A 14043-nucleotide genomic window follows, 5' to 3' on the forward strand; every position below is an offset into this window, starting at 1 on the left:
GACCTTGTGGTCGCCTTTTCTTATTGCGCGAAGCGCTTACTTCTTCTTGCGGATATACAGCACCAGATTGTGGTCAACCAACTCGTAACCACGCTCTTTGACGATTTCCTTCTGGCGCTTCTCGATTTCCGGATCGAAGAACTCGATCACTTCGCCGGAATCGACGCACACCATGTGGTCGTGGTGACCGCTATCGGCCAACTCGAACACTGCATGACCGCCGTCGAAGTTGTGACGAACCACCAGGCCCGCCGCTTCGAACTGGGTCAGAACGCGATAGACAGTGGCCAGACCGACATCTTCGCCGGCATCCATCAGGGCCTTGTAAACGTCCTCAGCGCTCATATGGCGTTGCTCGGTGGAGTCGAGCATCTGGAGGATCTTGACCCGAGGCAAGGTCACCTTCAGGCCAGCTTTACGCAGTTCGTTGTTTTCAACCATGGTCGGTTTTCTCGAGGAATGCGGCTTTCGCAGCTTCCCTTAATGCAGGTATGATCGGGACTTTTCGTGCCCAGCCAAGATAGTGGAAGTCTCCCACCGATGCAAAACACCAAGCTCCTGCTGACCAGCCTTTCATTCGCAGGCTTGCTCGCACTCGCCGGTTGTTCGTTTCCCGGTGTCTACAAGATCGACATCCAGCAGGGCAACGTCGTAACGCAGGACATGATAGACCAGTTGAAGCCCGGAATGACCCGGCGTCAAGTGCGGTTTATCATGGGCAACCCGCTTATCACCGACACTTTCCACGCCAAGCGCTGGGATTACCTCTACAGCATCCAGCCCGGCGGCGGCCAGCGCCTCCAGGAACGTGTCAGCTTGATGTTCGACAACAACGATCAACTGATTGGCCTGGCGGGTGACTTCATGCCCGGCGTGAGCCGTGACGAAGCGATCCTCGGCGGCGAAAGCACCACCACGACCACCGAAGCCAAGCCGGAACAGCCGCAAGAGCAGCAAAAGCCCGAAGAGCCGGCAGCACCGGGTTCCCTGCTGGAGAAAATCCAGAAGGAAGTGGACAGCGCCGAACCCGTCCCGGTACCGATTCCGGAACCGCTGGAAACTTCGCCGCAATAACACGCGGCAACAAAAAAGCCCGGGCTGGTCCCGGGCTTTTTCATGGCTGGAATTCAGGTGTCCCGTTCGCCGGCCCGCACCTGGGCAGCCTTGGCCGCACGTTGCTTGCGCACTTCCTTGGGATCGGCAATCAGGGGTCGATAGAGCTCCACCCGATCACCCTCTTCCAGCAGTCGCGATTCCGGGTCCGACAGCGCCTTGCCGAAGATGCCAAGCGGGCAGTTGGCCAGGTCCAGGCCCGAGAAGTGCTCCGCCATCCCCGAACGCAGCACCGCCTGCCGGGCACTGATGCCCGCAGGGACCTCAAGACGCAGCAACTGCTGGCGGCCCGCCAGGGCGTAGACCACCTCGATGCGGATCACACCCTCAGCCATAAATCTGCTTCGCGCGCTGGCAGAAGGCATCCACCATGGTGTTCGCGGCCTGAGTGAACAACGGCCCCAGGGTGGCCTTGATGATGGGACCCGCGTAATCGAATCGCAGATCCAGGCTGATCTTGCAGGCCTTGTCGCCCAGCGCCTTGAAATGCCACACGCCGTGCAATTGGCTGAAGGGGCCTTCCTCCAGGTTCATCTCGATCGTACTGCCGCCATCCAGTGTGTTGCGGGTCACGAAGCGCTGGCTGAGGCTGCCCTTGGCGACTTCGAGGCTCGCGAGCATGTGGCTCTCGCTCTCCTCCATCACAGTGGCGGCCGAGCACCAAGGCAGGAATTCCGGGTAACGCGCCACATCGTTGACCAGGTCGTAGAGCGCCTGCGCAGGGAACGGCAACAGGGCGGAGCGCTGGATATGGGTGGTCATCTTGGCCTCGAACGGGGTTCCAGGCCGCACCGCATATAAATGCGCCGGGCCGGACTGGTCAAAAAAAGTGCCGCATTGTCGGGGATTCACCAGCATCGCTCAAGCCTACGCCGCCGTAGCCGCGCCGTCTGCGACTCCCTATAATGCGCCGCCTATGGCCAAGCAAAAGAAACATCCGGAAGGCACCATCGCCCTCAACAAGAAGGCGCTGCACGACTATTCCATCGAACAGAAATTCGAAGCCGGGCTGGCTCTCGCCGGCTGGGAAGTGAAAAGTCTGCGCGCCGGAAAGGCACAGCTGGTGGACAGCTATGTGCTGCTGAAGGACGGCGAAGCCTGGCTGCTCGGCAGCCACATCACCCCACTGAAGACGGCGAGCACCCACGTGATTGCCGACCCGGTGCGCACCCGCAAACTGCTGCTGCACAAGCGCGAGCTGGGCAAGCTGTTCGGCGCAGTCCAGCAGAAGGGCTACGCATGCGTGGCGCTATCGATCTACTGGAAAAAGCACCTGATCAAGTGCGAGATCGCCCTGGCCAAGGGCAAGAAGGAGTTCGACAAGCGCGCCACGGAGAAGGAACGCGACTCCGACCGCGAGATCGCGCGAGCCATGCGCACCAAGGGCAAGGAATAAGCCCTACCCAGAAAAACGCCGGGCAATGCCCGGCGTTTTTGATGGCTGTGTCCGCATTAAGTGTTGCAAGTGGCTGCATTGCCCGTAGGAGCTGGCTTGCCAGCGAATGGCCCCGTTTCGCTAGCAAGCTAGCTCCTACAAGGCCCCTGGACCGATGGCCGATCTCTGGCAACAGCTAACGCAGACATAGCCTTTTTGATTGCCTCAGATTCCCTGGCGCCGCTGCGATCGCGCCAACCGGTGCGCCTCCAGCTGACCTTCCTCCAGTACCTCCTGCACGTACTGGATGTGCTGGTGGGAAATCTCCCGTGCCTCCTCCGCACGCCGCTCGATGATCGCCTCGTAGAGGGCACGGTGCTGCCTGGTCAGCATCTCGCGGGTCTCGCCGCGTTGCAGGTACATCCCACCGATATTGGTCACCACGTTGTGCTTGAGCAGGTCGAACAGGCCACGAATGGTGTGCAGCAGCACCGCGTTATGGCTCGCCTCGGCGATCGCCAGATGGAAGCGCGCGTCCGCCGCGCCCTCCTCCGCTCGACTGGCCTTGCTGTCCGACGCGTAGCAGGCCTGCAAGTTCTCGTAGGCCTCGGCCAGGCGCTCGTGATCCACCTCGGTCGCCCGCTGCGCCGCGTAGTACGCACATGAACCTTCCAGGGTGTGGCGGAACTCCAGCAGATCGCGCTGGGCCTCGGGATTGCTCTCCAGCAGCTGCAGCAGAGGATCACTGAAGGTCGACCCCAATTCGGCCGCGACATAGTTGCCGCCGCCCTGCCGACTGACCAGCAGCCCCCTCGCCACCAGCTTCTGGATCGCCTCACGCAATGAGGGGCGCGACACGCCGAATTGCTCGGCCAACGCACGTTCGGCAGGCAGCCGCTCACCGGCCTTCAAGGTGCCCTCGAGGATCATCGCCTCGAGCTGACTGACGATATCGTCCGACAAGCGGCGCTGACGTATCTGACCGAATCCCATTGCTCTACCCAACCTTTCACGCCACCTCGGGCGACCTTCAAACACAGCGCCTGCGGGGCGCGACGCGGCAGCCTAACCAGCCCGCCAGCCACGCACAAGAAGCGCACCTTCCATCTGCCGCTCGACCAAAGTCGCAACGCGGCAAATTGACACAAGGATAGTCCGGCTTTTACTCTGAGTCGTCGCTCTTGTAAATTGGTATTACCAATTTAGGCGATACGCAGCGCCGACTCGGTCTTCGCCTGCCGCCGCGCCACGAGCGCAACGGTTTTCGCCCGATCCGGCAAACAGGCACTCCAAAAACAATTAGGGAGCCACCCCACGATGCAAACCTGGCAGCAGATCTATACCCCCCTTGGCAGCCTCGGGCTGTCGGCGCTCGTCGCACTGATTCCGATCATCTTCTTCTTCCTGGCCCTCGCGGTGTTCCGCATGAAGGGCTACATCGCCGGCACCATCACCCTGGCGCTGTCCCTGGCGGTGGCGATCTTCGCCTTCCAGATGCCGGTGGACATGGCGTTCGCCGCGGCCGGCTACGGCTTCGCGTACGGACTCTGGCCCATCGCCTGGATCATCGTCGCGGCGGTGTTCCTCTACAAACTCACGGTCAAGAGTGGCCAGTTCGAAGTGATCCGCAGCTCGGTGCTGTCCATCACCGACGACCAGCGCCTGCAGGTCCTGCTGATCGGCTTCTCGTTCGGCGCCTTCCTCGAGGGTGCGGCCGGATTCGGCGCCCCGGTGGCCATCACCGCCGCCTTGCTGGTGGGCCTCGGCTTCAACCCGCTGTACGCAGCAGGCCTGTGCCTGATCGCCAACACCGCTCCGGTAGCCTTCGGCGCGCTGGGCATTCCGATCATCGTTGCGGGACAGGTCACGGGCATCGACGCCTTCAAGATCGGCGCCATGACCGGCCGCCAACTGCCGCTGCTGTCGATCATCGTGCCCTTCTGGCTGGTCGCCATGATGGACGGCTGGCGCGGCATCAAGGAAACCTGGCCGGCAGCCCTGGTGGCCGGTGCCAGCTTCGCCGTCACCCAGTACTTCACTTCCAACTTCATCGGCCCGGAACTGCCCGACATCACCTCTGCCCTGGTGAGCCTGGTATCCCTGACCCTGTTCCTCAAGGTGTGGCATCCCAAGCGCGCTGAAGATCGCGAAGTGGTCGGCGTATCCGGTGGCGCAGCGATGATGGGTGGCTTCGGCGGCCCGCGCAGCACTTCGCCTTCGCCCTACAGCTTCGGTGAAATCCTCAAGGCCTGGTCGCCCTTCCTGATTCTGACCGTACTGGTGACCATCTGGACCCTGAAGCCCTTCAAGGCCATGTTCGCCCCAGGCGGCGCGCTGGAGCAGTTCGTCTTCCTGTTCGCCATTCCGCACCTGGACCAGTTGGTGATGAAAGGCGCGCCCATCGTGGCCACCGCAACCGCCATTCCGGCCATCTACAAGCTGGACCCGATTTCAGCCACCGGCACCGCGATCTTCTTCTCCGCGCTGATCTCCATGATCGTCCTGAATATCCATGTCAAAAGTGGTATTACCACTTTGAAGGAGACTTTCGTCGAGCTGAAGTGGCCGATCCTCTCCATCGGCATGGTGCTGGCCTTCGCCTTCGTCACCAACTTCTCCGGCATGTCCACCACCCTGGCGCTGGTTCTGGCCGGTACCGGCGCGGCCTTCCCATTCTTCTCGCCGTTCCTTGGCTGGCTGGGCGTGTTCCTGACAGGTTCCGACACCTCGTCCAACGCCCTGTTCGGCTCCCTGCAGGCCACCACCGCACACCAGATCGGGGTCAACGACACCCTCCTGGTAGCAGCCAACACCAGCGGTGGCGTGACCGGCAAGATGATCTCGCCGCAGTCCATCGCTGTGGCCTGCGCCGCTACCGGCATGGTTGGCAAGGAATCCGACCTCTTCCGCTTCACCCTGAAGCACAGCCTGATGTTCGCCGCCATGGTCGGCCTGATCACGCTGGCTCAGGCCTACGTGTTCACCGGCATGCTCGTCCATTGATCGAGCGCCCGGGCTGCCTCGCGCGGCAGCCCGGTTTTCACTTACTGCCCTGAAGCCCGCACCGGACCGACTACATGATCATCTCCGCCTCCACCGACTACCGTGCCGCCGCCCAGCGCAAGCTCCCGCCCTTCCTGTTCCACTACATCGACGGCGGCGCCTATGCCGAGTACACCCTGCGCCGCAACGTCGAAGACCTGGCCAGCATCGCCCTGCGCCAGCGCGTGCTGCGGAACATGTCCGAGCTGAGCCTGGAGACCAAACTGTTCGGCGAGACCCTGTCCATGCCGGTGGCGCTGGCCCCGGTAGGCCTGACCGGAATGTACGCGCGCCGCGGCGAGGTACAGGCGGCCAAGGCGGCTGCGAACAAAGGCATTCCCTTCACCCTCTCCACCGTTTCTGTCTGCCCGATCGAGGAAGTGGCGCCGGCCATCAACCGCCCCATGTGGTTCCAGCTCTATGTGCTGAAGGACCGCGGCTTCATGAAGAACGCCCTGGAGCGGGCCAAGGCCGCCGGCGTGACGACGCTGGTCTTCACCGTCGACATGCCGGTGCCCGGTGCCCGCTACCGTGACGCGCACTCCGGCATGAGCGGCCCCAACGCACCGCTGCGTCGCATGCTGCAAGCCATGACCCACCCGTCCTGGGCCTGGGATGTGGGCCTTCTCGGCAAACCCCATGACCTGGGCAACATCTCCACCTACCGCGGCAATCCCACAGGCCTGGCCGACTACATCGGCTGGCTCGGAGCCAACTTCGATCCGTCGATTTCCTGGAAGGACCTCGAGTGGATCCGCGACTATTGGGAAGGCCCGATGGTGATCAAGGGCATCCTCGACCCCGAAGACGCGAAGGACGCCGTGAAGTTCGGTGCCGACGGCATCGTCGTCTCCAACCACGGCGGTCGCCAACTCGACGGCGTTCTCTCCAGCGCCCGCGCCCTGCCAGCCATCGCCGATGCGGTGAAAGGCGAGCTGAAGATCCTCGCGGATTCCGGCATCCGCACCGGCCTCGACGTCGTGCGCATGCTTGCCATGGGTGCCGACACCGTGATGCTCGGCCGCGCCTTCGTCTACGCTCTGGCCGCAGCAGGCGGTGCCGGCGTGAGCAACCTGCTGGACCTGATCGAAAAGGAAATGCGCGTGGCCATGGTGCTGACCGGCGCCAAATCCATCGGCGAGATCAACGCCGATTCGCTGGTACGCGAACTCGGCCGCTGACCGGCCGCCCCACTCCGGCGGGCCGCCCGCGGCCCGCGACAAATAGACGGGACACCGCATGAGCCTGCCGATTCCTTTCCTCAATACCGTCGAACGCCTGATTCCCCACGAGCGGCGCTTTGACGATCCGCTGTCCACCCTGGCCTTTGGCACCGACGCCAGTTTCTACCGGCTGATTCCCAAGCTGGTGATCCGCGTCGAGAGCGAAGCCGAAGTCATCGCTCTGCTGAAAGCCGCCCACGCCGAACTGGTCCCAGTGACCTTTCGCGCAGCGGGCACCAGCCTTTCCGGCCAGGCCATCACTGACTCGGTACTGCTGGTCCTGGGTGACAACTGGAACGGCCGCGACATCCGCCGGGGTGGCGAGCAGATTCGCCTGCAGCCCGGCGTCATCGGTGCCCAGGCCAACGCCTGGCTCGCCCCCTTCGGCCGCAAGATCGGCCCCGACCCGGCGTCCATCAACGCCTGCAAGATCGGCGGCATCGTCGCCAACAACGCCAGCGGCATGTGCTGCGGCACCGCGCAGAACAGCTACCAGACCCTTGCCGGGCTGCGCCTGGTGCTGGCCGACGGCACCCTGCTGGATACGGAAGACGCGGCGAGCATCGCCGCCTTCCGCCAGAGCCACGGCCCGCTATTGGCCGAGCTGACGGAGCTCGGCCGACAGACCCGCGCCAATACCGAACTGGCCGCAAAGATTCGTCACAAGTACCGCCTGAAGAACACCACCGGCCTATCGCTTAACGCCCTGGTGGACTTCGACGAGCCGTTGGACATCCTCAGTCATCTGCTGGTCGGCTCCGAAGGCACCCTCGGCTTCATCAGCGCGGTCACCTACGACACCGTGCCCGACCACCCGCACAAGGCCAGCGCGCTGATCGTCTTCCCCGATGTGGAAAGCTGCTGCAAGGCGGTGACCCTGCTGAAGAGCCAGCCGGTGTCGGCAGTGGAGCTGCTGGACCGCCGCAGCCTGCGTTCGGTCCAGAGCAAACCCGGCATGCCGGAATGGGTGAAAGGGCTGTCGAGCAACGCCTGCGCCCTGCTGATCGAGTCCCGCGCGGCGAGCCAGAGCCTGCTGCATGAGCAACTGGCACAGATCATGGCGTCCATCGCCCACTTCCCGCTGGAGCAGAAGGTCGACTTCAGCGAAGACCCGACCGTCTACAACCTGCTGTGGAAAATCCGCAAGGACACCTTCCCCGCCGTCGGCGCCGTGCGCCAGACTGGCACCACGGTGATCATCGAAGATGTCACCTTCCCCATCGAGCAACTGGCTGAAGGCGTCAATCGTCTGCTGGCGCTGTTCGACAAGCACAGCTACGACGAAGCGATCATTTTCGGCCACGCCCTGGAGGGCAACCTGCACTTCGTCTTCACCCAGGGCTTCGACAGCCCGGACCAGGTCGCCCGCTACGAGGCCTTCATGCAGGACGTGGCGCACCTGGTGGCGGTGGAGTTCGGCGGCTCGCTCAAAGCCGAACACGGCACCGGACGCAACATGGCGCCCTTCGTCGAGCTGGAATGGGGCAGCGATGCCTACCAGCTCATGTGGCAGATCAAGCGCCTGCTCGACCCACGCGGCGTGCTCAACCCGGACGTGATTCTCAGCGAAGACAGCGATATCCATCTGAAGAACCTGAAGCCGCTGCCGGCGGCCGACGAGATCGTCGACAAGTGCATCGAGTGCGGATTCTGCGAACCGGTATGCCCCTCCAAGGGACTGACCCTGAGCCCGCGCCAACGCATCGTGATCTGGCGTGACATCCAGGCCAAACGGCGCGCGGGCATCGACACCACTGAACTCGAACGGGCCTACCAGTACCAGGGCATCGACACCTGCGCCGCCACCGGCCTTTGCGCCCAGCGCTGCCCCGTCGGCATCAACACCGGTGACCTGGTGCGCAAGCTGCGCGCAAAGAGCGCCCACCACGCCGGCAGTGCCGACTGGTTGGCCGGCCACTTTGCGACCGCCCTGAGCGGTGCGCGTCTGACCTTGCGTGTCGCCAACGGCGCCCGACGCGTGCTCGGCGCCCCCTTGCTGGAAAAAACGTCCGGTGCCCTGCGCCAGCTTTCCGGCAACCGCCTGCCACAGTGGACACCTGCCCTACCCCAAGCGGTTTCCCCCATCCACATCACCCCGGCTACCGTCGATGCGCGGCCACGGGTGGTCTACCTGGCTGCCTGCGTGTCCCGCGCCATGGGCCCATCGGCAGGCGACCGCGAACAGGTGCCGCTGATCGACAAGACCCGCATGCTGCTGGAGAAGGCCGGCTACCAGGTGGTGTTCCCGGAAAACCTCGACAGCCTCTGCTGCGGCCAGCCCTTCGCTTCCAAGGGGTACGCCGAGCAAGCCGAAACCAAGCGACGCGAACTCGTGGACGCCCTGCTCAGTGCCAGCCGCGGCGGCCTGGACCCTGTCTACTGCGACACCAGCCCCTGCACCCTCCGACTCGTGCAGGACGGCTTGGATTCGCGCCTGCAACTGTTCGACCCGGTGCGTTTCATCCGCAGCCACCTGCTGGATCGGCTGGAGTTCACCCCGCAGGACAAACCAGTAGCCATCCACGTCACCTGCAGTACCCAGCACCTCGGCGAAGCGCAGGGCCTCATCGACATCGTCAAGCGCTGCACACGGGAAGTCGTGATACCGGAAGGGATTCATTGCTGTGGCTTCGCCGGTGACAAGGGCTTCACCACCCCGGAGCTGAATGCGCATTCCCTGCGCTCCCTGAAGGACGCCGTGCAAATCTGCGACGAAGGGATTTCCACCAGTCGTACCTGCGAAATCGGCCTCTCCCAGCATGGCGGCATCGACTACCACGGGCTGGTCTACCTGGTGGACCGCGTGACCCGCCCGCGCTCGGGGCTGTAGAGAACACCTTCCCCCTGTAGGAGCGAGCTTGCTCGCGAAAGATCGAGCTCGGACTTCGCGAGCAAGCTCGCTCCTACAGCATCCCGCCTAGCCGTAGCCAGCCTTGCCACTGGCGCAAAAAACCTGAACCCCAGCGGAAACAGGGCAGTCCCCCCCCATAAGCCCGGCAAATGGCCATGGGCTTATTCGTCTCGGACGCAAAGGCCCCGAGTGCCGAACAATTGAGAGGTGACTCCCATGAAACGCACCGCCCTCTTCATCACCGCCGCCCTGCTTGCCTCACCCATATTTGCCGCCGACGACCTGTGCGCGGTCAACCTGCAGAAAATCAATGACGCCATGGCTACCAACACCAGCCTCGGCGAGCCACTGCGCCAGGAAGTCGAAGACCTGCGCATGAAGGCCGAACAGGCCCAACAGAGTGGCGACACCAAGGCCTGCATCAACCACAGCAGCATGGCCCTGCAGCGCCTGCAGCAACCGGCCACCGATGGCGGTGCCGGCGAATCCAGCTGATAGACGTCCAGCCTGTGGAGGGCGGCCGAGCCGCCCCGCAGGTTGTCGAAAAAGGAAGGCCAAGCGAATGCGGACTCTGCAAATCGGGTCCGCCGCCCAACTTCGAAACACAAGCCGGGGGCTTACCTATACTGCTCAGCGGTTAACCCGAAAAGGAGGTTCGACATGCGCCGTCTTGCCGTTTTCCTTGCTGCCGCCCTGCTCAGTGCTCCGCTCCTCGCCTCACACTGTCCTGCGGACATGGCGAAGATCGATCAAATCCTGAAAAGCGATCCACCCGCCGACCCCGCCGTGCTCGAGCAAGTGAAAAAGCTCCGCGCCGAGGGCGAGGAACTGCATAACTCCGGCGATCATGCCGAGTCCGAGAAAGTACTGGCTGAAGCGCTGAACCTGCTCCAGTCCAGCGAATAGGAAACCACCCGGGATTCGGCGCGAGCCGGATCCCGGGCAGGCTTCAGGCCTCCTGACCCAGCAGGGAGAGCGCCATGCGGCGTACCTGCTTCAGGTCCACGGGCTTGCTCAGGCAAGCGTCGGCACCCCGACGGCGCGCTTCAGCCAGGAGCTTTTCATCCACCGCCGCACTTATCACCAGCACCGGCGTCATGGCCAGGCGCGGGCTGGAGCGCACGAAGTCGAGCACGTCGAGGCCGTCGCCGTCGGGCAGGTCCAGGTCGAGCAGCAACAGCGACGGCGTGATATCTGCCAGCAGCCCCAGCGCCTTGCCCACGGAACCGGCCCCGCGCACTTCCGCCATGTCGCGCAAGCCTTCCTGCAACACCTTCAGGCAAGCCGGGTGGTCCTCCACGCAAAGTACCTTCGGCAACACTTGCGGCTCTTCCATCTCTTGCTTGATCGGCGCCGGAGGCTCGAAGTCGCCCGATGCCGCGACACTGGGCAAGTCGATCCAGAAGCGACTGCCAATATCCGGCGCGCTGCTGAAGCCCATTTCACCGCCCATCAACTCCGCCAGTTCGCGGCACAGCACAAGGCCGATGCCGGTGCCCGGAATGGTGGAGTTCTCCCGACCCAGGCGCTGGAAAGGCTGGAACAGCATCGTCTGCTGCTCCTGGCTCAGACCCGGGCCGCTGTCGGCCACCCAGAGACGCACGGCGGCGGGGCGAATCTCGTAGCCCATGCTCACCATCCCCTGCGGGCTGTTGTACTTCACGGCGTTGGACAGCAGGTTCAGCATCACCTGGCGCAGGCGGCGGGCATCGGCCATCACGTGCAGTGGCAGTACAGGTGGCGGCATCAGCTGCAATTGCAGATTGCGAGCCTGCAACTCGGGCTGGATCAACTCGGAGCAGCTGGCCAGTAGCGGGCCGATCTCCACCGGCTTGAGCTGCAGCTTCTGGCGCCGGTTCTCGATGCTCGACAGATCGAGGATGTCATCCACCAGCGAAGTGAGGTGTCGGCTGGCGTTGACGATCTCCTGCGCATAATCCCCCTCCACCTTGCGATCGTCCTGGCCTTCCGCCTCCAGCGCGATGAGCTGGGCGAAACCGTTGATGGCATTGAGCGGGGTGCGCAGCTCGTGACTCATGCTGGACAGGAAGCGGCTCTTGGCCTGACTTGCCGCCTGCGCCTCGCGGCTGGCGACGCGCAGCTCTTCTTCCACCTGCTTGAGCCGGGTGATATCCACATGGGTGCCGGCTACGCGCAAGGCGCGGCCGTCGGAGTCGCGCTCCAGCACCTTGCCGCGGCTGAGCAGCCAGGAGTAGCGACCTTCAACGTCGGCAAAGCGGTACTCGGCGTCGAAGTTGTCCTGGTCGCTGACAGAGAACAGCATGCGCAAGCGTCGCACCCGCTCCACATCGTCCGGGTGCACGCGCTCGTTGAATTCGGCGAAGGTGATGCTGTCGCTGCGCAGGCCAAAGCGTTTGACGAAGCGCCCGCTCATCTTGATCGACAGGGTGATGGCATCCACTTCCCAGAGGCTTTCCGTGGTGCTTTCCAGGACCAGGTCGAGGTTGCGCCGGGCTTCCAGCCGCTCCTCCTCGCTCGCCTGCAATTGCGCGCCGCTGAGCTGCACCGCTTCGGCCAAGGCCTGCAACTCAGCGATGCGGCTGCTGGGCGCAGGCGGGCGGAAGTCGCCCTGGCCGATGCGCTTCATCATCCCCATGATGCCGGCCATGGGGGTGGCCAGCTCACCGCTGAGCCGCCGCGAGCGCGACCACATCCAGGCGAAGAACAGCGCGTAGAAGAAGCCGAGCCCGGCGATCAGCAGGTAGCCGATCTGCTGGTAGCGCTCGGCGAGCCGGTTGGTTTCCTTGAAGATGTTGGCCTCGTCCACCACCATCATCAGCCGCCACCCGGTCTGCGGAATCTCAGCCCAGGCCACCAGCTGCTTGCGCCCACCCAGTTCCACCTCCTGCACATTGCCCTTGCCGGCGGCCATGGCCTCCAGCAGCGGCTGCATCTCGCGGTGGCGAGCCAGGTTAAAGTCCTCGGGCTTGAGTACCTCACGGCGCACGGCTTCGTCGTAGGAGAAACGGGTCAGCTCGCGCAGGCCGAAGTCGCGCTCGCCCGCCTCCGGCAACGCCATGATGCTGTGATCACGGCTCACCAGCATCGCGTAGCCCTGCCACGGCACCTTCAGGCTGCCGATCTCGCCCAGCATCTGCCCGACGGTGATATCCAGGCCCACCACCCCTTCGAGGAAGTCGCCACGGTAGACCGGGGTGATCGCCGACATCATCCAGCCGAGACCGGCCGGGTCGAGGTAAACGTCCGTCCACATCGTCTTGCGCTGCGGATTGTGCTTGGCGTCGGCGAGGTAATAGAAGTTGTAGTTGGGTATCACCATGTCATGGGGATACTGCTCGGGCGTCATGAAGAACGGGAAGATGCGGTTGTAGCTGTCCCAGCTGTTGAAGTAGACCGCCGCCACGAGCGGGTTGGCTTCGCGGATGGAACGCATCAGCGGGTCCACCTGGGACAAGCGCAAGGCCTTGTCGTGGTCCTGCTTTTCCACCGGCGTGCTGCTGGCATAGAAAGACGCGGCGCGGCCGTCGTCGGTGCGGGTGTAATAGACGCCGTCGGAGCTCAGCACATGACGCTGCCGCTCCAGGTCATCCGGCCTGAAGCTGCGGTCCTGCAAGGCACGGCCAATCGCATCGCGGAACAGCCGCGTGGGCACCTCGATGCCCTGCAGGCGCATGTCGATTACCTTGCCCTCGCGCAGCACGGCGCTGCTCAGGTCCTCCAGCGCGCTCTGCTGCAGGTAATCCACCTGGGCATCGCGAATCGCGCTGTTGGTCAACAGATAAGCCGTGATCAACACCGATTCGACCAGAATCAGCGGGATCAGGGCACTCTGTACGAAGGCACGCCAGATCCACTGGCGGAGGGGGGTTCGGGCAGAACGCGGCATGGCGACGTCTCGGCTCAAAGGTCTTCCTGACAATAGCCTGCAATCATATCGCAAGCACCCATGACATTAGGTTAAAAGCGCGGTCGACGCTGCTCCCCTTTTTGCCGTAGAATCCGACCCGTTGTACACCCTTGCAGTTCTTGGGGCCGATTAGGATTCGACGCCGGTAACAAAACTCTAGGGGCATGCCGAGCTGGTAGCAGACCTCGTAAATTAGCTGCTGCAAACTATTAGTTGCCAACGACGACAACTACGGGGCGGCCCTCGCGGCCTAACCCTTCTGGCGGCTTCGGCTGCCAGCAGTCATGAGGGGATGCCTGTAAACCCGAAATGACTGTCAGATAGAACAGGATCGCCGCCAAGTTCGCTGTAGACGTAACGGCTAAAACTTATACAGCTCGCTCTGAGCACCCTGCCAGTCGGGCCGCAAAGAGCTAACTCAGTAGACTTGGCTAAGCATGTAGTCCCGAAAGCGGAGAGCTGGCGGACGGGGGTTCAAATCCCCCCGGCTCCACCAAAACCCAAGACTAAGCCCCTGAAGATCGAGAGATTTTCAGGGGCTTTTTCGTTT

General features: G+C 63.4%; 12 protein-coding genes and 1 other RNA gene. 8 read left to right on the plus strand and 5 right to left on the minus strand.

What is annotated here, in order from left to right:
- Positions 1 to 36 precede the first annotated feature (36 nt).
- Positions 37 to 441 (minus strand): ferric iron uptake transcriptional regulator, encoded by a 405-nt coding sequence (fur, locus tag DM872_RS01160; RefSeq protein ID WP_077522831.1) that lies wholly within the window; start codon positions 439 to 441, stop codon positions 37 to 39.
- Positions 442 to 540: 99 nt separating this feature from the next.
- Between fur and DM872_RS01165 the strand changes: the two genes are divergently transcribed.
- On the plus strand, positions 541 to 1074 hold the full coding sequence (locus DM872_RS01165) for an outer membrane protein assembly factor BamE (RefSeq protein ID WP_077522829.1): 534 nt from the start codon (positions 541 to 543) through the stop codon (positions 1072 to 1074).
- A gap of 53 nt (positions 1075 to 1127) precedes the next feature.
- On the opposite strand, the gene DM872_RS01170 is transcribed toward DM872_RS01165, so the two are convergent.
- Together DM872_RS01170 and DM872_RS01175 are read right to left on the minus strand one after the other, a co-directional pair.
- The gene (locus DM872_RS01170; protein ID WP_179057733.1) at positions 1128 to 1448 is read right to left on the minus strand and encodes an RnfH family protein; all 321 of its coding nucleotides are present in this window, start codon (positions 1446 to 1448) and stop codon (positions 1128 to 1130) included.
- Positions 1441 to 1875: a type II toxin-antitoxin system RatA family toxin gene (locus DM872_RS01175; RefSeq protein ID WP_179057734.1), complete on the minus strand. Its 435-nt coding sequence runs from the start codon at positions 1873 to 1875 to the stop codon at positions 1441 to 1443. The genes DM872_RS01170 and DM872_RS01175 overlap by 8 nt, the downstream gene beginning before the upstream one ends.
- Positions 1876 to 2029: 154 nt before the next feature.
- Here DM872_RS01175 and smpB point away from each other — a divergent pair, with 154 nt between their 5' ends.
- Positions 2030 to 2509 (plus strand): SsrA-binding protein SmpB, encoded by a 480-nt coding sequence (gene smpB, locus DM872_RS01180; RefSeq protein ID WP_028629989.1) that lies wholly within the window; start codon positions 2030 to 2032, stop codon positions 2507 to 2509.
- Between the two features lie 204 nt (positions 2510 to 2713).
- Here the strand turns inward: smpB and DM872_RS01185 are convergent, their stop codons facing one another.
- Positions 2714 to 3481: an FCD domain-containing protein gene (locus tag DM872_RS01185; protein ID WP_179057735.1), complete on the minus strand. Its 768-nt coding sequence runs from the start codon at positions 3479 to 3481 to the stop codon at positions 2714 to 2716.
- 324 nt (positions 3482 to 3805) lie between these two features.
- Here DM872_RS01185 and DM872_RS01190 point away from each other — a divergent pair, with 324 nt between their 5' ends.
- The 5 genes from DM872_RS01190 to DM872_RS01210 all read left to right on the plus strand — a co-directional run bounded on the left by DM872_RS01190 (position 3806) and on the right by DM872_RS01210 (position 10510).
- Complete coding sequence (locus DM872_RS01190) at positions 3806 to 5491, plus strand: lactate permease LctP family transporter (protein WP_179057736.1); 1686 nt, start codon at positions 3806 to 3808, stop codon at positions 5489 to 5491.
- Positions 5492 to 5565: 74 nt separating this feature from the next.
- Entirely contained in the window at positions 5566 to 6711 is a 1146-nt protein-coding gene (gene lldD / locus DM872_RS01195; protein ID WP_179057737.1) for an FMN-dependent L-lactate dehydrogenase LldD, read from the plus strand.
- Positions 6712 to 6769: 58 nt separating this feature from the next.
- Positions 6770 to 9583: an FAD-binding and (Fe-S)-binding domain-containing protein gene (locus tag DM872_RS01200; protein ID WP_179057738.1), complete on the plus strand. Its 2814-nt coding sequence runs from the start codon at positions 6770 to 6772 to the stop codon at positions 9581 to 9583.
- 237 nt (positions 9584 to 9820) lie between these two features.
- Entirely contained in the window at positions 9821 to 10099 is a 279-nt protein-coding gene (locus DM872_RS01205; protein WP_179057739.1) for a hypothetical protein, read from the plus strand.
- A gap of 165 nt (positions 10100 to 10264) precedes the next feature.
- Positions 10265 to 10510 (plus strand): hypothetical protein, encoded by a 246-nt coding sequence (locus tag DM872_RS01210; RefSeq protein WP_179057740.1) that lies wholly within the window; start codon positions 10265 to 10267, stop codon positions 10508 to 10510.
- Positions 10511 to 10553: 43 nt separating this feature from the next.
- Here DM872_RS01210 and DM872_RS01215 read toward each other — a convergent pair whose 3' ends face one another.
- Positions 10554 to 13472, minus strand: a complete 2919-nt coding sequence (locus tag DM872_RS01215; protein ID WP_179057741.1) for a hybrid sensor histidine kinase/response regulator — start codon at positions 13470 to 13472, stop codon at positions 10554 to 10556.
- A gap of 142 nt (positions 13473 to 13614) precedes the next feature.
- Here DM872_RS01215 and ssrA point away from each other — a divergent pair.
- Positions 13615 to 13989: a transfer-messenger RNA gene (ssrA, locus tag DM872_RS01220) on the plus strand.
- The last annotated feature ends 54 nt before the right edge of the window (positions 13990 to 14043 follow it).

This window comes from Pseudomonas taiwanensis, assembly GCF_013393345.1.
GTDB lineage: Bacteria > Pseudomonadota > Gammaproteobacteria > Pseudomonadales > Pseudomonadaceae > Metapseudomonas > Metapseudomonas resinovorans_C.